16 protein-coding genes are annotated in these 18277 nt (G+C 67.0%); 7 read left to right on the top strand and 9 right to left on the bottom strand.

All coding sequences use genetic code 11. The annotated features are described in order from the left end of the window. Positions 1 to 24: 24 nt before the first annotated feature. Entirely contained in the window at positions 25 to 2784 is a 2760-nt protein-coding gene (locus NFC73_RS14330) for a PEP/pyruvate-binding domain-containing protein (protein WP_254751272.1), read from the bottom strand. Positions 2785 to 2808: 24 nt separating this feature from the next. Then, positions 2809 to 3846 (bottom strand): universal stress protein, encoded by a 1038-nt coding sequence (locus NFC73_RS14325; RefSeq protein ID WP_254751271.1) that lies wholly within the window; start codon positions 3844 to 3846, stop codon positions 2809 to 2811. 416 nt (positions 3847 to 4262) lie between these two features. Here NFC73_RS14325 and NFC73_RS14320 point away from each other — a divergent pair, with 416 nt between their 5' ends. Further along, positions 4263 to 4895 carry an NAD(P)/FAD-dependent oxidoreductase gene (locus NFC73_RS14320; protein ID WP_254751423.1) on the top strand — a complete coding sequence of 211 codons (633 nt, stop codon included), beginning with the start codon at positions 4263 to 4265 and terminating at the stop codon, positions 4893 to 4895. On the opposite strand, the gene NFC73_RS14315 is transcribed toward NFC73_RS14320, so the two are convergent. After that, on the bottom strand, positions 4892 to 5521 hold the full coding sequence (locus tag NFC73_RS14315) for a copper resistance CopC family protein (RefSeq protein WP_254751270.1): 630 nt from the start codon (positions 5519 to 5521) through the stop codon (positions 4892 to 4894). The two genes, NFC73_RS14320 and NFC73_RS14315, sit on opposite strands and share 4 nt — an antisense overlap. A 114-nt stretch (positions 5522 to 5635) precedes the next feature. Next, a complete protein-coding gene (locus NFC73_RS14310; RefSeq protein ID WP_254751269.1) occupies positions 5636 to 8029 on the bottom strand; it encodes an ATP-binding cassette domain-containing protein in 2394 nt (797 codons plus the stop codon). 119 nt (positions 8030 to 8148) lie between these two features. Here NFC73_RS14310 and NFC73_RS14305 point away from each other — a divergent pair, with 119 nt between their 5' ends. Beyond that, positions 8149 to 9591, top strand: coding sequence for an NCS2 family permease (locus NFC73_RS14305; RefSeq protein ID WP_254751267.1), 1443 nt, complete (start codon positions 8149 to 8151; stop codon positions 9589 to 9591). Here the strand turns inward: NFC73_RS14305 and NFC73_RS14300 are convergent. Continuing rightward, positions 9588 to 10253 carry a response regulator gene (locus NFC73_RS14300; protein ID WP_254751265.1) on the bottom strand — a complete coding sequence of 222 codons (666 nt, stop codon included), beginning with the start codon at positions 10251 to 10253 and terminating at the stop codon, positions 9588 to 9590. The genes NFC73_RS14305 and NFC73_RS14300 overlap by 4 nt on opposite strands. Beyond that, on the bottom strand, positions 10250 to 11827 hold the full coding sequence (locus NFC73_RS14295) for a sensor histidine kinase (RefSeq protein ID WP_254751422.1): 1578 nt from the start codon (positions 11825 to 11827) through the stop codon (positions 10250 to 10252). Before NFC73_RS14295 ends, NFC73_RS14300 begins: the two co-directional genes overlap by 4 nt. 239 nt (positions 11828 to 12066) lie before the next feature. Here NFC73_RS14295 and NFC73_RS14290 point away from each other — a divergent pair, with 239 nt between their 5' ends. From NFC73_RS14290 to NFC73_RS14270, 5 genes are all read left to right on the top strand, one after another. Next, a complete protein-coding gene (locus tag NFC73_RS14290; RefSeq protein WP_254751263.1) occupies positions 12067 to 13077 on the top strand; it encodes a Bug family tripartite tricarboxylate transporter substrate binding protein in 1011 nt (336 codons plus the stop codon). After that, positions 13074 to 13586, top strand: coding sequence for a tripartite tricarboxylate transporter TctB family protein (locus NFC73_RS14285; RefSeq protein WP_254751261.1), 513 nt, complete (start codon positions 13074 to 13076; stop codon positions 13584 to 13586). Before NFC73_RS14290 ends, NFC73_RS14285 begins: the two co-directional genes overlap by 4 nt. Further along, positions 13586 to 15205: a tripartite tricarboxylate transporter permease gene (locus NFC73_RS14280; RefSeq protein ID WP_254751259.1), complete on the top strand. Its 1620-nt coding sequence runs from the start codon at positions 13586 to 13588 to the stop codon at positions 15203 to 15205. Before NFC73_RS14285 ends, NFC73_RS14280 begins: the two co-directional genes overlap by 1 nt. Then, positions 15202 to 15603: a universal stress protein gene (locus NFC73_RS14275; protein ID WP_254751257.1), complete on the top strand. Its 402-nt coding sequence runs from the start codon at positions 15202 to 15204 to the stop codon at positions 15601 to 15603. Before NFC73_RS14280 ends, NFC73_RS14275 begins: the two co-directional genes overlap by 4 nt. A 157-nt stretch (positions 15604 to 15760) precedes the next feature. After that, positions 15761 to 16018, top strand: a complete 258-nt coding sequence (locus tag NFC73_RS14270; RefSeq protein WP_254751255.1) for a hypothetical protein — start codon at positions 15761 to 15763, stop codon at positions 16016 to 16018. Between the two features lie 80 nt (positions 16019 to 16098). On the opposite strand, the gene NFC73_RS14265 is transcribed toward NFC73_RS14270, so the two are convergent. The 3 genes from NFC73_RS14265 to NFC73_RS14255 all read right to left on the bottom strand — a co-directional run. Continuing rightward, complete coding sequence (locus tag NFC73_RS14265; protein ID WP_254751253.1) at positions 16099 to 16335, bottom strand: hypothetical protein; 237 nt, start codon at positions 16333 to 16335, stop codon at positions 16099 to 16101. Positions 16336 to 16496: 161 nt separating this feature from the next. Further along, a complete protein-coding gene (hutH, locus tag NFC73_RS14260; RefSeq protein WP_254751421.1) occupies positions 16497 to 18086 on the bottom strand; it encodes a histidine ammonia-lyase in 1590 nt (529 codons plus the stop codon). Between the two features lie 53 nt (positions 18087 to 18139). Continuing rightward, positions 18140 to 18277 (bottom strand): urocanase-related protein (locus NFC73_RS14255; protein ID WP_254751419.1); only part of this gene is annotated, 138 nt, incomplete at its 5' end.

Raw genomic sequence — 18277 nt, 5'->3', positions numbered from 1 at the left:
AAGTCATGGCGAGGGGCACTCCGGCTACGACGGCACCACGGTTCCGGCGCCGCCGTCGACCGTTATTTCCTGCCCGGTGAAGAGCCGGAGCGTGGCGTCCGGGACGCCCACCACCGCCGGGATGCCGTACTCCCGCGCCACCACGGCCCCGTGCGAATTTGGTCCGCCCATCTCCATCACCAGTCCGCCCGCGGTGAGGAACAACGGCGTCCAGCCGGGGTCCGTTGACGGCGCCACCAGGATTTCTCCCGGTTCCAGATGCGCACCCACCGGGTCCAGGATCACACGGGCGGCCGCTGTGACAACACCGGCCGACGCCGGGCTCCCGCTCAGTGCCCCCGGCACCTTGGATGCCGCCGCAGCGCCGGCCACGGGAATGGCTTCCGGCTCCGTGCCGTCCGACAGCAGCACCCGGGGTATGTGGCGCCGTTCAAGTTCCACGGCGTAGTCCGCACGCCGCTGCGCCACCAGGTCCCGGAGGTCAGCTTTTCCGGCGGGGCGGGCTGCTCCCGAATCGAGGCCGGCCCTGGCTTCATCCAGGTCCAGGAAGAAGACGTCATCCGCGTCGGCTACCACCCCTGCCGCAGCCAGCGCCGCGCCGGCCAAGGCCAGTTGCTTCCGCACTTCGGCGAGGCCCACCACCAGCTGGTACTTGGGCAGCTCGCGCAGCCCGGCGAACAGCCTGGCCCGACGCAGTGCGGCCCGGACCACCGTTCCGCGCAGCCGGCCGCGGCTCCGCGCCTCCGCGACGAGGCGGTCAACGCAGGCGTCCGCTTCCTCGGCGGCGTTGCTGAACTGGACATCCGGCGCCAGCGCGGAACCCTGGAGCCGGAGAAAGTTGGCCAGGACACCCAGGATGTGGGTGGGATCATCAGACCAGCGCGGCATGCCAACATCGATCTCGGCCACCGCCCGGTGACCGTACCGGCCCATAAACCGCGCCAGCCCGGACTGCAGCACCGCGGGCAGCCGGCCCGCGCGGAAGTCTTCGGCCAGCTCGGCGGGTGTCCGGTCCGTCACGGCGGCGCGGGAACCGCCGTCGTTCTTAATCACCTGGGCGAGCCGCCACAGCTCCAGGTCCATTTCCGTGGTGACGTTGTTGGGCAGCCCGCGGAGCACCACCTGCAGGTCATCCCACCGGCCGCCGCCGAGCAGTTTTCCGGCGAGCGCCAGGGAGGCGAAACCGAGCGCCGGGAGCGGCAGGATGGACGGCACTACCGAGAAGATGCGCGTACCGAGTACGTGTTCGGCGTGGTCCAGGCGCTGCAGCGGGGTGAGGCCCGCGGGCGGTTCGAGGGAGTCGGCGAACTCGCGCGCCCGGCGGTTGGTCCTGCGGAGGGCTGCGTCCGGGCGGAAAACGGCCCGAAGCAGCGTCTCCGGCACCCTGGCATGCACCGCCGCCGGGACCACGTGCCGCAGCAAGCCCAGCGGCGTCCTGCGCGTCACGGAAAACCGCGGGTCCTCGAAAACCCTGCGCAGCACCGTGGCCGAGCGGGCTTCCATCACGTCAAAGACGCGCGGGATGATCCGCCGGCCGGTGGTGCTGCGGGCTACGGCGGTCAGGTCGAGGTAGATGCGTTGCCCCGCCGCTGCGTAAGGGGACGGACCCCTGCGCGGCTCGGGCACATCGAACTGCGCCGCGCGGGCCACCGAGGAGGCAATAAGCCGGAAGGCTGCCAGGCCCATGGGCGTGATGGGTCGGGTCAGGCCCTGCGCCAGGCTGAAGCAAAGGTAAACGCGCGTGCCCTCCCCGCCGGCGGCAGTGCCCACCCCGGCGGCGCGCTGCGGGACGGGGAACAGCGTGGTGATGGGCCGCGATTGGGTCAGCCAGAAATGACCATCGCCGGCAATGGCCCATTCAATGTCCTGCGGCGAGCCAAAGTGGCCCTCCACCCGGTGGCCTAGGGCTGCAAGTTCGGCGGCCTGCTTGTCCGTCAGGCACGCCGCGGCGCCGCCGTTGCTGATGGCCAGAGTCCGCGTGCCGCCACCGGGAATGGGCCGGACCGCGATCCGCTTGTCCCCAAGCCGGCGTTCCAACACGCGCCCTGTGAGTGGGTCAACGACGAAATGGTCCGGGTTCACAGCCCCGGACACCACCGCTTCCCCCAAGCCCCGGCTGGCATCGATCACGGCCTGCTTCCGGCGGCCGGTCAGCGGCTTCGCGGTGAAAAGCACACCGGCGGCGGTGGCGTCCACCATCCGCTGGACCACCACGGCCAGCGCCACCACGGCCGGGTCGATCCCCCGGCTTGCCCGGTAGCTGACCGCCCGGTCCGACCAGAGCGAGGCCCAGCATTTGCGCACGGCTTCCACGACGGCGGCAGCGCCCACCACGTTCAGATAAGTGTCCTGCTGGCCGGCGAAACTCGCCGACGGAAGGTCCTCCGCAGTGGCTGAGGACCGGACGGCCACCGGAACGTTGTCCCCCAGGGCTGCATAGGCCTGTTCGACGGCGGAGGCCACCTCGGTGGGGACCGGAGCGGTTTGGATGATACCCCGGGCCCGGGACGCCAGCGCAGCCAGGGCGGGGAGGTCGCCGTCGGGCGTTGCCTGAAGAGCAGTGTGGACCTCGGCGAGCAGGCCGTCCGTTCGATGCGCGTGGCCCGCGGCCGTCGCCTCGCGGTACGCCTCCGTGGTGAGGCAGAATCCGTCGGGCACAGGCAGCCCGGCGGCGAGCAGCTCCCCCAGGTTGGCCGCTTTGCCACCCACCAGGGGAACCATTGCTGCGGTAACCGCCTCCAATCCGAGGATGGGAGACGAACTGCCGGTGTCAGGCGTTTTCATGCCTCCTGCTGCGAAGGTGATGGGTCAGGCTGCGCCGGGGATCGGTCCGAATTGCGCCCGGTCCGCCAGCCGCGGATCGTCGCGGTCCGGAACCACCAGGACCGGGCTCTTGGCGTGGTGGAGCACGCCGCCGGACGTGGAGCCCAGGAGCATGCCGGTGAACCCGCCACGGCCCCGGGTGCCCACAACCACCAGTTCTACGTGCCGGCTGGCCTCCACGAGAACATCCACGGCCGAACCGTCCAGCAGTTCCGACTCCATGGGAAGGTTGGGGTAGTGGCTTTTGAGCCAGGCCATCCCGGCGTTAAGTTGGACCCGGATGTCATCGAAGAGGGCTTTGCGGTCCATGGGGGCCGGAACCCAGGCCAGCGAGCCGCTGAACTGCGGCACCGCACAGATCACCCGCAGGGTTGCCCCGAGCCGTTCAGCCTGGTCCGCAGCCTCCAGCACGGCGATGCGCGCCTGTTCGGACCCGTCCACGCCCACCACGACAACATTCTCGACTTGCTTGTGCCCTGGCTTGGCCTGCTCGGCCCTGATGCGTTTATCTTCCGTGGTTTCGCCCAGCCGGTCCGAACACACCAGCGGCACCGTGACCGTGGGGCACTTGGCGTGAGCCGGCAGGGCGCTGCTCACCGAGCCCAGCAGGCGTCCCACAAATCCGCCGCGGCCGCGGGTGCCGAACACCAGCAGATCGGCTGTCTCGGACATTTCCAGGAGCACGCCTGAAGCGTCGCCGTTCTCCACGGAGCCGTCAACTTCAATGTTGTAGCCCGAAACCTTGTCCAGCGCCTGCTTGACGATCGCTTCAGCGCCCTCGCGGATCACCGAATCATCCACGGTGGCGTACCCGCCGTCCAGCCCGGACGCCGCAAAGATCGGCACTGAATACGCGGTGACAATATGCAACGGCCGACGGCGGCGCTCGGCTTCCCGGGCTGCCCACACCAAAGCGCACTGGCCGTGGTCGGAACCATCCACCCCCACAACTATCCCCACCGGAGCAGCCGAATTTCCGGCCCGGCCCTGGTCCGGATCCGGATGCATCTCTTGTGCGCCCATCGGGCCGCCTCCTCGCGATACTGCCTTATGTTGCGGCTATTCTGCCAGAAGCGGCGCCCTCCGCCCGCACCGGCCGCGATGTGGGCACCACCGGGCTGGAGAACCCTGCTTCCGCTTCTCACTATTCTCGGTCCGCAGACACTTAGCAAGCGGCTGCGGACCGCTGGATGGCGGGTTATCCACAGCCCATGGCAAACGGAGTGGCAACCGTATTCAACGTTAAGAAGAATGTTTGTGTTTGGGCTATCCACGGCCCTGAATGTTCTGTAGTCTTCGAGGCACTGCCGGTCCGCCGACGCCCATTCAGGTGCGTCCCGGGCCGGTGCTGCGGCCGGACTTTGGGGGTAACGGAACGCATGCGGGGCAACGCTGCCTGCATCCGAAGCCTTTGAAGGAGGAAAACTGTAGTGTCAAGCATGCCTCTGAATGGCGGGACCGAACGGACCACCACGGTGATCATCGGCACGGGGCTCTCAGGCCTGGCTGTTGGCGCAGAACTGCGCCGCCGCGGCGTGGACGCGATTGTGGTGGACGGGCTCGACATCCTCGGCGCCGGACAACCGGCCAACACTGCTTCACTGCAGCGCTGCGACGCAGCCGACTCCGACTCCCTCCGGGAGCGCAACGAGATCCTCCGCCACCTGCGCAACTACGCCGCCAGCCACCACATGGATGTCCGCAATACCACCCGGGCGGTTCAGCTGACCATGGTGGGCGGCGCACCAGGCGGAAATACTGCGGGAACAGCCGCGGGCTCCCCGTCCGGCAAGTGGGAAGTCCATACGCCCAACGGAATCCTGCTGGCTGACAACATTGTGCTGACCCGGTGCGCGCACAGCCAGCTGCGGCGCATGCTCAGCGACTTCGGCATCACGGTTGGCCGCAACCTGGTGGCAGCCATGCGGCAGATCGGCATCTACCTCGTAGGAGTGGGCGAGCTCATCACGCCCTCACCCAAGGAAGTCCTGCGTCAGGCGAAGACCGTGGGCCAAGCCATTTCAGCAACGGTCCAGGCCACGGTCCACCCGGAAAGCCCCGCCGCCGTCTAGGTCTGCTCGGTTTCGTCGTCGCTGCCTGCGTCGAGGCGGCGCTTCGCGAGGATACCGATGGCCACCAGCAGCCCGACGGCCACTGCGGCAAAGACCACCAGGCTCCAGGGGAACGGTTCGGACGTGTCTTCAGCCGGGGCCGGAGCTGCCACGGTTCCCGGCTGCGCGGTTCCCATCGTGGGAACAACTGCCGACGGCGATGCTCCCGCCGACAATGTTCCCGAGGGCGCGGCTCCCGCCGCCGCGGCGGTCGCCGTGAAGCCGAACGTCCCCTCGATCGGGTGGGAATCCGAGCTGACCACCCGCCAGGCCACCGTGTATGCCCCCGCCGGAGCGCCGGCCATGAGCTTTTGCGTGGCAGTGCTGTCCACGATCTGAACAGCGCCTTCCGCCCACTCGGCCCCGGCGGAATCCTTGACGGAGATCTGCGCGCCGATGCCCAGCGGGTTCTTGTTGAAGGTGACGGAGACCTGTTCCGGCGTTGTGGCCACCGTGGCGCCCTGTGCGGGGCTGCTGGACTCGGCGGCATCATGTGCCGACGCCGGGGCCGAAAACCCCAGCAGCGCGGCGGCGAGAACCAAGCTCCCGAGCACAACGCTCAGCAACCGGCGGCGGATGGATCGCATGGGTGTACTGCTCCCTTGGGTTGGCGTCCTCCAAGCCTAGGCGAACTTCCCCGGGCAGCGGCAGCGCGCGCTGCACGCGCACGCTTCCCGGGCACTCTTCCCGGGCACGGGCATTCAGCCGGCGACGTAAGCCGCGAGGTGCTTGCCGGTGAGCGTGGACTTCGCGGCCACAAGCTCTGCGGGCGTGCCCTCGAAAACGACCTTGCCGCCGTCGTGCCCTGCGCCGGGACCGAGGTCGATGATCCAGTCGGCGTGCGCCATGACCGCCTGGTGGTGCTCGATGACGATGACCGATTTGCCGGACTCAACAAGCCGGTCAAGGAGGCCCAGCAGGTTCTCGACGTCGGCGAGGTGGAGGCCCGTGGTGGGCTCATCGAGGACGTAGACGTCGCCCTTCTCGGCCATCTGCGTGGCCAGCTTGACGCGCTGCCGCTCGCCGCCGGACAGGGTGGTGAGCGGCTGGCCGAGCGTCAGGTAACCGAGCCCGACGTCGACGAGCCGGTCCAGGATCTTGTGGGCGGCGGGCGTGCGGGCCTCCCCCTCGCTGAAGAACACTTCAGCCTCTGTCATGGACATGGCCAGCACTTCGGAGATATTGCGGCCGCCCAACGAGTATTCCAGCACCGACGCCTGGAACCGCCGGCCCTCGCAGTCCTCGCACGTGGACTCGACGGTGGCCATCACGCCGAGCTCGGTGAAGATGACGCCCGCGCCGTTGCACGTGGGGCAGGCGCCTTCGGAGTTGGAGCTGAACAGCGCCGGCTTCACGCCGTTTGCCTTCGCGAACGCCTTGCGGATCGGCTCGAGCAGGCCGGTGTACGTGGCGGGGTTGCTGCGGCGGGAGCCCTTGATGGCGCCCTGGTCGATCACCACCACGCCGTCCCGTCCTGCCACGGAACCGTGGATCAGCGAGCTTTTGCCGGAACCGGCCACACCCGTCACCACGCAGAGCACGCCGAGCGGTACATCGACGTCCACGTTCTGCAGGTTGTGCGTGGAGGCGCCACGCACCTCAAGGACGCCGGACGGCTTGCGGACGGATGCCCTGACCTTGGCCCGGTCATCGAGGTGGCGGCCGGTGATGGTGTCGCTCCCCCGCAGCCCCTCCACGCTGCCCTCGAAGCAAACGTTGCCACCGGCGGTGCCGGCGCCGGGACCGAGGTCGACCACGTGGTCGGCGATGGCGATGGTCTCGGGCTTGTGCTCGACGACGAGCACGGTGTTGCCCTTGTCCCGCAACTGCAGCAGCAGCTGGTTCATCCGTTCGATGTCGTGCGGGTGCAGGCCGATGGTGGGTTCGTCGAAGACGTAGGTGACGTCGGTGAGGGACGACCCCAGGTGCCGGATCATCTTGGTGCGCTGCGCCTCGCCGCCGGAGAGGGTGCCGGCCGGGCGGTCGAGGGAGAGGTAGCCCAGCCCGATTTCGGCGAAGGAGTCAAGCAGGTGCCGCAGGCCCTTGAGGAGCGGCGCAACCGACGGCTCGTCGAACTCGCGGACCCACTCCGCCAGGTCGCTGATCTGCATCTCGCAGAGATCGGCGATGTTCTTGCCCTGGATCCTCGAGGACCTGGCCTCGGGGCTGAGCCGCGTGCCCTCGCACTCGGGGCAGGCCTGGAAGGTGATGGCGCTCTCCACGAAGCGCCGCACGTGTGGCTGCATCGCCTCGACGTCCTTGGACAGCATGGACTTCTGGATCTTCGGGATGATGCCCTCGAACGTGAGGTTGATGCCCTCGACCTTGATCTTGGTGGGCTCGGAGTACAGCATCGTCTCAAGCTGCTTCTTCGTGAACGTGGCAATCGGCTTGTCCATCGGGAGTCCCATGCCCTCGAACAGCCGGCCGTACCAGCCGTCCATGCTGTAACCGGGGACGGTCAGTGCACCGTCGCCGAGCGACTTGCTGTCGTCGTACAAGGCCGTGAGGTCGAAGTCGGAGACCGAGCCCATGCCCTCGCAGCGCGCACACATGCCGCCCAGATAGACAGCGTTCTGCACCACGGCCTTCTCCACCCGGCCTCCGGCCTTCTCGGTGCTCATCACACCGCTGGCCTTCCGCGTCGGGACGTTGAAGGAGAATGCGGTGGGCGGCCCGACGTACGGCGTGCCCAGCCGGCTGAAGAGGATCCGGAGCATGGCGTTGGCGTCCGTGGCAGTGCCCACCGTGGAGCGGGGGTTCGCGCCCATCCGCTCCTGGTCAACGATGATCGCCGTGGTCAGCCCGTCGAGGTGGTCCACGTCGGGCCGCGCCAGGTTAGGCATAAACCCCTGCACAAAGGCGCTGTACGTCTCGTTGATCATGCGCTGGGACTCCGCGGCGATCGTGGCAAACACCAATGAGCTCTTGCCCGATCCGGACACCCCGGTGAACACGGTCAGGCGCCGCTTGGGGATCTCGATGCTGATGTCCTTGAGATTGTTCTCCCGGGCGCCCTGCACACTGATCAGATCGTGGCTGTCGGCGATGTGTGCCGCGGGGAGCTGCTGGACTGTCGACGTGTCAGTAGTCATGGTGTCTCCAACATTGCTCGGCATTGTGAGGTTCCTGACAGACATTCTAGGCGCGCACACCAGGCGCGGTCCCTGCCCTCTAGGATCAAGTAACCCCATCAACACATCCCGGAGGACTAATGCTTAAGCAGGGCTCTGCCTTGGACCGGTACTTCAAGATCTCCGAGCGGGGGTCCAACCTCTCCCGCGAGATCCGCGGCGGCTTTGCCACGTTCTTCGCCATGAGCTACATCGTGGTGCTTAACCCCCTGATCCTCTCCGGTCCGGATTCAAGCGGCAACACACTCGGTTTTGCCGCAGTGGCCGCTGTGACGGCCTTTGTGGCGGGCATCCTCACTATCCTGATGGGCGCCTGGGGCAGGCACCCCTTTGCGCTGGCCGCAGGGCTGGGCGTGAACGCGTTTGTGGCCGTCACGGTCGCCACGAACCCGGGCCTGACGTGGCCGGACATGATGGGCCTGGTGGTCCTGTCCGGCGTGACCATGATGATCCTGGTCCTCACCGGCTTCCGGACCGCCGTCTTCAAGGCCGTCCCGGACGGGCTCAAGACCGCCATCGTGGTGGGAATCGGCCTGTTCATCGCCCTGATCGGGCTGGTGAATGCCGGCTTTGTGCGCCGCATCCCGGACGCTGCCGGCACCACGGTTCCCGTGGGCCTGGGCTTCGACGGCAAGCTGCTGGGCTGGCCCACCGCCGTCTTTGTGTTCGGCCTGATCCTCACGATCGCCCTGGTGGTCCGCAAGGTCAAGGGCGCCATCCTGATCGGAATCATCGCCTCCACCATCATTTCCGTCATTCTGGAACTGACCCTCCACATCGGCCCCAGCTTTGACGGCACCACCGCCAACCCGCAGGGCTGGTCCCTGGTGGCGCCGTCCTTTACGGGGTGGAGCGCCCCGGACCTGTCGCTGATCGGCAAGGCCAACCCCGTCGGCGCTTTTGAACACCTGGGCTTTGTGGCCGCCACGCTGCTGGCGTTCGTGATCCTGCTCAGCATCTTCTTCGACGCCATGGGCACCATGGTGGGCCTGGCCAACGAGGCCGGCACGGTGGACAAGGACGGCAACATCCCGGACGTGGACCGCGTGCTCCAGGTGGACGCGCTCGGCGCGATCGTGGGTGGCGGCGCGTCCGTCTCCTCGAACCAGATCTATGTTGAGGCCGGCGCCGGGATCGGCGAGGGTGCTCGGACGGGCGTGGCGTCCATCGTCACAGGCCTGCTCTTCCTGGTGGCCATGTTCTTCACCCCGCTGATCAACCTCGTTCCGTTCGAGGCGGTGGCCCCGGCCCTGGTGGTGGTGGGCTTCATGATGGTCTCCCAGGTGGGCAAGATCGACTGGCAGGACTGGGGAATCGCCATCCCGGCTTTCCTGACCATGACCCTGATGCCGTTCACGTACTCCATCGCCAACGGTCTCGGCGCGGGCTTCATCGCCTATGTCCTGATCCGGGCGTTCCAGGGCCGCATCAAGGACGTCCACCCGCTGATGTGGGCGGTGGCCGGCGCGTTCCTGCTGTTCTTCGCCGTCGGTCCCATCGAGGCCGCGCTGGGCATGCCCTAGCCCTTCAGCACATACCGCCGCTCGGGCCTGCCGACGCCGTACTTAAGCCGGACCTCCAGCACGCCTTCGTCGTTGAGGTACTCCAGATACCGGCGCGCACTGACCCGGGACGTGCCCAACTGGACGGCTACTTCGGCGGCGGAGAGGTCGCCGTCGGCCTCCTTCAGGGCAGCTTCCACGAGCTTCAGCGTTTCGATGCTGCAGCCCTTGGGCAGCGGCCGATCGGTCCGGTCCAGCCCGAACACCCGGTTCACGTCGGACTGCTCCGCCACATCCTTGGCCGAGTCGAGGCCCTGGTAGGCGCTGCGGTAGTGCTCCAGCCGTTCCTGCAGGTCAGTCTGCGAGAAGGGCTTGATGAGGTAGTGCACAATCCCACCGCGGAGGGCCTTGCGCACCGTGTCCACCTCGCGGGCGGCGCTGATCACCAGGACATCCAGTTCCGGGGCCACTTCGCGCAGTTTGTGCATCAGGTCCAGGCCGTTGATGTCCGGCAGGTGGATATCGAGCAGCACCAGGTCCGGTTGCAGCCGCCCCGTTTCGATGACGGCCTGGGCGCCGGTGTGGGCCACCCCGACGACGGCGAACCCGGGAGTGCGTTGGATGAACCCTGCGTGGACCTTGGCCACCATAAAGTCGTCATCGACGATCAGGACTTTGATCATTGCTGCATTCTCCGTGTTCGTTCCAGCCGGGCGGTGAAGACCGCCCCGTTGTTGTTGGTGACCGTGAGGTCGCCGCCGCTGCGCCGGCAGACCACCCGGGAGAGCGCCAGGCCGAAACCCCTGCTGCCGCCGGGGCCGGGGTCCTTGGTGGTGAAACCCTGCTGGAAGATCTCCCCCGGATCCCCGGCGACGCCGGGGCCGGAATCGCGGACGGTGACCGTCACGCCGTCGGCTGTGTCCTCCACGAGCACCCTGACCTCTGCTTCCGGACGCCCGGTGACGGCGTCGAACGCGTTGTCCACGAGGTTCCCGACGACCGTGGTCAGGTCCCGGGACAGCTCATCGTCAACGCGCTCCAGCCCGGATTCCGGGTCCAGCTGCAAGGTGACCCCGCGTTCGGTGGCGAGGCTCGACTTGGCGATCAGGAGCGCGGCGAGCGCCGGGTCCTGGATGCGGCTGGTGACCTCGTCGTTGAGCCGGGTCCTGTCCAGCGTGGCACCGTTGACGAACTGGACCACGGAATCGTATTCCCCGATCTGGATGAGGCCGGAAATCACGTGCAGCTGATTGGCGAATTCGTGGGCCTGGGCGCGGAGGGTGTCGGTGGCAGTCCGGGTGGTGCCAAGTTCCCGCTCGAGTGCGGACAGTTCCGTGCGGTCGCGCAGTGTGGTGACGGAGCCGATGTCGCGGCCACGGGACCTGATGGGGACACGGTTCAGCACCACCAGCCGGTCGCCAACGAGCACCAGCTGGTCCGGCTCAGGCTGCTCGCGGGTGAGGACTTCCTTGAGCGCCGGCTCCACCGGGAGGCTATGCAGGCGCTTGCCCACGCAGTCGGCGGGGAGGCCAAGCAGCGCGCGGGCGCTGTCGTTGGCCACGGTGATGCGCTCGTGCGGGTCCAGCGCCACGACGCCTTCCTTCAGGCCATGCAGCATGGCCTCCCGGTTTTCCACCAGGCCGGTGATTTCGCTCGGTTCCATGCCCAGGGTCTGCCGCTTGACCCGGCGGGAGAGCAGCAGCGAGCCGGCAACACCCAGCACGCTGGCCACGCCGAGATAGGTGAGGAGGTTGGGCACGGCATCCCCCAGCCGCTCCAGGACGGAGGGGTAGTTCCGGCTGATGGCCGCGATGCCGATGACTTTTCCGGCGTCGTCGAGGACCGGAACGTGCGCGGACAGCTCCTCCGTGCCGGATCCGTCCACCACGCCGGTCCACGCGCGGCCTTCGAGCACGCGGCTGGCGCCGAGTTCCAAGGGCTGCCCCAACAGGCTGGGATTGGAGGAGGCAACCACTGTGCGGTCGAGCTTCGCCAGCGCCACGTGCGAGGATCCCGAGACTGTCCGCACCGACTCGGCCACGGCGGGAAGGGCTGAGCCGCCGCGGGGTTCGGCCGCGGGCAGCAGCGCCCGGACGGTGGGATTGGCACCCAGGGCTTCGGCGGCGGACAGCGCCCGGCGGCCTTCTACCCGTTCAAACGCCGCGGCGGACTGGGCGAGGGAGATGGCCACCACGGCCACCAGGACGGCGAAAACGATGAGCAACTGCAGAACCAGGTACTGCCCCGCAAGGGACATGCCTCTTCGTCGAGTCACTGTGGATCTTTCCTCTGGTTGCGTGGTCTTTGATTGTCGGGTCTCTGGTGGTCAGGCTACCTGAACTATGGACGCTGCATGGCGCCGGTGGGCCACCGGAAACGTGAACGCAATGAACTTAACTTTCTCTGCGTACACAAGAGTGATGCCCGTCACTTCGGGGCCTAGCATCGGATCACCAGTCAGTTTCTTGCTGATCAGATTTAGAGAAGAGGAACACCATGCGCCAGATCCGCGCATTGCGAATTGCCGCCGTCGCCGCCGGCATCGCCCTGATGGCCACCGGCTGCGGTGCCACCGGTAAGAGCTCTACTGACGGAGCCAGCTCCGGCGCCCCCGCCGGCCCGCTGACCGGGCTCCAGATCATGGTCCCCAACACTGCAGGCGGCGGCTACGACACCACCGCCCGCGTGGCGGCCAAAGTCCTCGAAGACGAGAAAATCGCCACGAACCCCGAAGTCTTCAATCTCGCTGGCGCCGGCGGAACCGTGGGCCTTGCCCGCATCGTCAACGAAAAGGGCAACGGCGACCTCACCATGCTGATGGGCCTGGGCGTGGTGGGCGCGAGCTACACCAACAAGTCCGAGTCCAAGCTGACGGCCACCACTCCCCTGGCCCGGCTCATCGAAGAACCCGGCGCCATCATGGTCAACAAGGATTCGCCCTACAAAACCATCGATGACCTGGTCACCGCCTGGAAGGCCGACCCGGGTTCCATCAGCGTCGGCGGCGGTTCCTCCCCCGGCGGCCCTGACCATCTCCTGCCCATGCAGTTGGCCGGAGCCCTGGGTATCGACGCCACCAAGGTGAACTTCGTGTCCTACGACGGCGGCGGGGACCTCCTCCCGGCCATCCTGGGCAACAAGGTGGGCTTCGCGGCCTCCGGTGCAGGCGAATACCTCAAGCAGATCGAATCCGGTGCGGTCCGTGTGCTGGCCACCAGCGGCGAGAAGCGGCTCGACGGCGTGGACGCTCCCACGCTCAAGGAATCCAACATCGACCTGGTGTTCACCAACTGGCGCGGCATCGTGGCCCCTCCGGGCATCACCGACGCTGACAAGGCCAAGCTGATCGCGGCACTCGAAAAGATGCACGGCACGGCCGCCTGGAAGGAAGCCCTGAAGACCAACAGCTGGAGCGACGCCTTCATCACCGGTGCCACGTTCGAAAGCTTCCTGGCCGAGCAGGACAAGCGGGTGGCGGACGTCCTCACGAAGCTTGGCCTGGCGTGAGCTCTTCACCAACTTTGGCCTCACGGCTCAAAGGCCGCTCCGAGCTGGGGGTTGCCCTCCTGCTCGGGGCGGCCGGGGCCCTGGTCATCTGGGATGCAACCCGCATCGGTACCACGTACTCCCAGTCTGATCCCGTAGGACCTAAGACCTTGCCGTTCATCGTGGGCGGCCTGCTGCTGGTCTGCGCAGTGATGCTTGCCCTCAACGTACTCCGCGGTGGCAAAGGCGAGGCGGAAGGCGGCGAGGACGTGGACCTTTCCCACCCCGCCGACTGGAAGACGGTCCTGCCGCTGGCAGGCGCCTTCATCTTGAACATCCTGCTGATCGACTGGGCCGGCTGGGTCATCTCCGGCACCATCCTGTTCTGGGGCAGCGTCTGGGCACTGGGCGGCCGGAACTACATCCGCGACGGACTCATCTCGGTGGCCATGTCCCTCCTGACCTTTTACGGTTTCTACCTTGGCCTTGGCATTAACCTGCCCGCCGGCCTCCTGGAAGGGATTCTCTGATGGATGTCTTCTCCTCCCTGATGGACGGCTTTGCCACCGCCCTCACCCCCATGAATTTCCTCTACGCCGTGATCGGCGTCGTCCTGGGTACCGCCGTCGGCGTCCTCCCGGGCCTCGGCCCGGCCATGACCGTGGCGCTCCTGCTTCCGGTCACGTACGCCCTGGAACCCACCAGCGCGTTCATCATGTTCGCCGGCATCTACTACGGCGGCATGTACGGCGGCTCCACCACCTCCATCCTGCTTAATACGCCGGGTGAATCGTCGTCGGTGGTCACGGCCATCGAAGGCAACAAGATGGCGAAAGCCGGCAGGGCCGCGCAGGCGCTGGCGACGGCGGCCATCGGCTCGTTCGTGGCCGGCACCATCGGCACCGCCCTGTTGGCAGTCTGCGCGCCGGTGGTGGTGCAGTTCGCCGTCAGCCTGGGATCTCCCAGTTATTTTGCCATCATGGTCCTGGCCCTGCTGGCGGTCACCGCTGTCCTGGGCTCCTCGCGACTTCGGGGCTTCGCATCCCTTGGCCTTGGCCTCGCCATCGGCCTGGTAGGCCTGGACGTGGTCACTGGCCAGGCCCGGCTCACCTTCGGTGTGCCGCTCCTGGCGGACGGTCTTGACATCGTGGTGGTTGCGGTAGCCATCTTCGCCGTGGGCGAGGCACTATGGGTGGCCGCGCACCTGCGCCGCAACCCCCTGCAGGTCATTCCCGTGGGACGACCGTGGATGGGAAAGCAGGACTGGAAGCGGTCCTGGAAGCCCTGGCTCCGCGGCACCGCCTTCGGCTTCCCCTTCGGCGCACTTCCGGCCGGCGGAGCCGAGATCCCCACGTTCCTCTCCTATGTCACCGAGAAGAAGCTCAGCAAACACCCCGAAGAGTTCGGCAAGGGCGCCATCGAGGGTGTCGCCGGTCCGGAAGCAGCCAACAACGCCGCCGCAGCCGGAACACTGACGCCCATGCTGGCCTTGGGCCTGCCCACCAACGCCACGGCCGCGGTAATGCTGGCAGCGTTCACGCAGTACGGCATCCAGCCCGGGCCGCAGCTGTTCGAAAGCGAGGGACCGCTGGTATGGGCCCTCATCGCGAGCCTCTTCATCGGCAACTTCCTGCTTCTGATCATCAACCTGCCGCTGGCACCGATGTGGGCGAAGCTCCTGCAGATCCCGCGGCCCTACCTGTATGCGGGCATCCTGTTCTTCGCCACCCTGGGCGCCTACTCCGTGAACCTGCAGGCGTTCGACCTGGTGCTCCTGCTGGCGCTCGGCGCGCTTGGCTTCATGATGCGGCGGTTCGGACTTCCCGTCCTGCCGCTCATCCTCGGGGTCATCCTCGGACCGCGCATCGAAAAGCAGCTCCGCCAGACGCTGCAGCTCAGCGCCGGCGACCCTGCCGGCCTCTGGAGTGAGCCGATCGCCGTCGGCATCTACATCATCATCGCGATCATCCTCTTGTGGCCGCTGCTGTTCAAGCTGATCCGCCGGAACCGTCCGGCGGCAATGACCGCGGGGCTGCCGGTGGTATCCGAATCCACCGCTCCCCTGCCGGAACCGCAGCACCCCGGCAGCACTGACAACGCGGACCGCACTGACCGCACAGGCCGGACTCACAAGAAGGAGAAATCATGACCATCGTGGTGGGATACGTCCCGACGCCAGAGGGCGAAGCCGCCCTCACCCAGGCCATCGCCGAGGCCCGCAAGAGCAGCACCACCCTGGTGGTCATCAACTCGTCCAAGGGCGATGCCCTGGTGGACAACAGGTACGCCCAGGAGCCGGAGATCCAGAGCATCGAGGACCGCCTCGCTACCCAGGGAATAGACCACGTGATCAAGCAGCCGGTCCGTGGGCATGATGCGGCAGCGGAGGTCCTCGATGCCGCGGAGGAGCACAACGCCCAGCTGATTGTGATCGGTCTGCGCCGCCGCACCCCGGTGGGAAAACTGATCATGGGCAGCGTGTCCCAGCGCATCCTGCTGGAGGCAGACTGTCCCGTGCTGGCCGTCAAAGCGGGCATGGCGGGCTAACCCGGTCGACTCCGGGCGCCACCTTCTATCCGAAGTTTGTTCGTGAGACCCAGCCTCGACGGTGCGGTTCGGCGAACAAGCTTCGGATTTTTGGTGCCTGGGCGCGCGAGATAGCAGTCATCTGACATATTTTTGCCTGCCCCGTATAGTTGAAGCTATGACTACAGCAACATTGGAACGCCCCTTGGCCGCCGCTGCGGCCGACGAGGCCTCAGACGCCCGGTCCCTCGACCTGCAGTTTGCCACTGCCGAGGAGATGCACGAAGGACTGGACAACGCTGTTGCCACCCTGATCGAAACTGCCAAAGACGCAGCCTGCGGCATCCTCGTGACCCGCCTGCGCCCCGGCCGCTTTACCGTAGCCGTTGACGCGTCGGTTCCGTTCGGCGAGACCTACGAAGCCATCGCCGCCTGATTCAAACCGCCAACAAAAGAGTCCCTGCCTCCCGGTCAAACCGGAAGACAGGGACTCTTGTGCGTTGTGGTGTTGCGCCCCTAGGTCCTGCGAATTTCTACGCCATCGGACTTAAGGAAAAGTTCCTTCTCTGACGGATTGGCCGGCACGAGCCACAGCACGTTCCCGCTCTGCGATACTTCTTCCACTTCGCCCGCCGCAATAACGTGCGCGTGTTTGATGATTTCCACCCGGTCCCCGGCTTTGAGCGTTCCCCACTCCGAGATGGTGGCCGAGTGGACATTGCGCCTCGACAGGACAGCCCCACGTGCTTTCATTTGAACTACTACCCCTTTGTATACGTCCTGCGCCACAGCCTCTTTGATGTGACTTTCACTACACCTTCAGTTCTACTACACTTCCCGGCGCCGAATTGTTCGTGTTGCACCATATTTCGACATTGGCCGAATTTCTCGGCAGGACCGAAGGATATTCCCGCTCAGGCAAGAATTCCGACGGCGGATTCGGCGGCCTCTCTTACCTTGCCGGAGGCAACCAAACGGTCAGCCGCCTCCAGCTCAGGTGACAGGAACCGGTCGGTTCCAGGACCATCGACGACGGACCGCAACACCCCGATCACGGCAGCGCCTGCCGGGCCGGGGAGAAGCTCGCCGTCGGACAGCTGCGTCCGAATGTCGATGGCGCGGGCGCTCGTCACAAGTTCGATGGCCAGGACGCGGCGAAGGTTCTCCACGGCTTTGCGCAGCTTCCGGGCCGCGTGCCAGCCCATGGACACGTGATCCTCCTGCATGGCGGAGCTGGGAATGGAATCCACCGACGCCGGGACGGCCAGGCGCTTGTTCTCCGAGACCAGCCCGGCCTGCGTGTACTGGGCGATCATCAGGCCCGAGTCGACACCCGGATCCGCGGCCAGGAACGCCGGCAGCCCGTGCGAACGCGCCGGGTCCAGCATCCGGTCCGTCCGGCGCTCAGCGATGGAGCTGAGGTCCGCAACGGCAATGGCCAGGAAGTCCAGGACGTAGGCCACTGGTGCGCCGTGGAAGTTGCCGTTGGAGCTGACGCGCCCGTCCGGCAGGACCACCGGGTTGTCGATGGCCGCGGCGAGCTCGCGGGATGCCACCAGGGCGGCGTAGTCCACCGTGTCCCGCGCGGCCCCTGCCACCTGGGGTGCGCAGCGCAGCGAGTAGGCGTCCTGGACTTTGGAATCCCCCACGCGGTGCGAGGCCACGATCGGCGAGTTCGACAGCACACGCAGCATGTTGTCCGCGCTGGCGGCCTGGCCGGGGTGCGGACGCAAGGCCGCATGCAGCTCCGGCACAAAGACCTGGTCCGTACCCAGCAGCGCCTCGACGCTGAGCGCGGCGGTGATATCCGCCGTCGTCAGCAGTTGGCGAAGGTCCGCGATGGCCATCAGGAGCATGCCCAGCATGCCCTCGGTGCCGTTGACCAGCGCCAGGCCTTCCTTCTCGGCGAGGGTGACCGGTTCGATGCCGTGCCCGGCGAGCAGCTCGGCGACAGGCGCCTCACCTCGCCCGCCGTACGTCACGCCGTCGGGCCCTTCCGCTTCACCCTCGCCCATCAGCACCAGGGCGCAGTGGGACAGCGGGGCGAGGTCGCCGGAGCAGCCAAGCGAGCCGAATTCGCGGACCACCGGGGTGATGCCGGCGTTGAGCACGTCCACCATGGTCTGCAGGACGACGGGGCGGACGCCGGTGCGGCCGGAGGCCAGTGTCTTGGCGCGCAGGAACATAATGCCGCGGACCACCTCGCGTTCCACGGCCGGGCCCATGCCGGCGGCGTGGCTTCGGATCAGCGATTTCTGCAGCTGGGTGCGCAGCTCGCCGGGGATGTGCCGGTTGGCCAGCGCGCCGAAGCCGGTGGAGATGCCGTAGGCGGGGATCTCGCTGTGTGCGAGTTCGTCGATGTGCGCACGGACCTTCGCCACCGTGTCCAGCGCCTCCTGGGCGATGGCCACCCGGGCGTTGTGACGGGCGACGGCGACCACGTCCTCGGGCGTGACGCCGCTGGAGCCGAGGGTGACGGTGAGCGGTGAGCGGGTAGGGGCCACGCGGACAGGGTTCCCTGGCCGAGCCTGCGAGGTTAGGGAGTTCGTGGGGATGGTCACTTTGTGGTTCCTTCTTGCATGGGGATGCGGACGCCGCGTTCTTTGGCGACGTCGGTGGCGCGGTCGTAGCCGGCGTCGGCGTGGCGGATGACGCCCATGCCGGGGTCGTTGGTGAGGAGGCGTTCGAGTTTCTG

The sequence above is a fragment of the Pseudarthrobacter humi genome (assembly GCF_024294965.1).
GTDB classification, from domain to species: Bacteria; Actinomycetota; Actinomycetes; order Actinomycetales; family Micrococcaceae; genus Arthrobacter; species Arthrobacter humi.
This window is presented reverse-complemented; position numbering and strand designations above follow the sequence as displayed.

Excerpts from the sequence above, each read along its gene's own strand:
- NFC73_RS14265 (WP_254751253.1), bottom strand. The coding sequence starts at position 16,335 with ATGAAAGCACGTGGGGCTGTCCTGTCGAGGCGCAATGTCCACTCGGCC.
- NFC73_RS14330 (WP_254751272.1), bottom strand. The coding sequence starts at position 2,784 with ATGAAAACGCCTGACACCGGCAGTTCGTCTCCCATCCTCGGATTGGAG.
- NFC73_RS14295 (WP_254751422.1), bottom strand. The coding sequence starts at position 11,827 with ATGTCCCTTGCGGGGCAGTACCTGGTTCTGCAGTTGCTCATCGTTTTC.
- NFC73_RS14315 (WP_254751270.1), bottom strand. The coding sequence starts at position 5,521 with ATGCGATCCATCCGCCGCCGGTTGCTGAGCGTTGTGCTCGGGAGCTTG.
- NFC73_RS14320 (WP_254751423.1), top strand. The coding sequence starts at position 4,263 with ATGCCTCTGAATGGCGGGACCGAACGGACCACCACGGTGATCATCGGC.
- NFC73_RS14290 (WP_254751263.1), top strand. The coding sequence starts at position 12,067 with ATGCGCCAGATCCGCGCATTGCGAATTGCCGCCGTCGCCGCCGGCATC.
- NFC73_RS14300 (WP_254751265.1), bottom strand. The coding sequence starts at position 10,253 with ATGATCAAAGTCCTGATCGTCGATGACGACTTTATGGTGGCCAAGGTC.
- NFC73_RS14270 (WP_254751255.1), top strand. The coding sequence starts at position 15,761 with ATGACTACAGCAACATTGGAACGCCCCTTGGCCGCCGCTGCGGCCGAC.
- NFC73_RS14325 (WP_254751271.1), bottom strand. The coding sequence starts at position 3,846 with ATGGGCGCACAAGAGATGCATCCGGATCCGGACCAGGGCCGGGCCGGA.
- NFC73_RS14305 (WP_254751267.1), top strand. The coding sequence starts at position 8,149 with ATGCTTAAGCAGGGCTCTGCCTTGGACCGGTACTTCAAGATCTCCGAG.
- NFC73_RS14280 (WP_254751259.1), top strand. The coding sequence starts at position 13,586 with ATGGATGTCTTCTCCTCCCTGATGGACGGCTTTGCCACCGCCCTCACC.
- NFC73_RS14310 (WP_254751269.1), bottom strand. The coding sequence starts at position 8,029 with ATGACTACTGACACGTCGACAGTCCAGCAGCTCCCCGCGGCACACATC.
- NFC73_RS14275 (WP_254751257.1), top strand. The coding sequence starts at position 15,202 with ATGACCATCGTGGTGGGATACGTCCCGACGCCAGAGGGCGAAGCCGCC.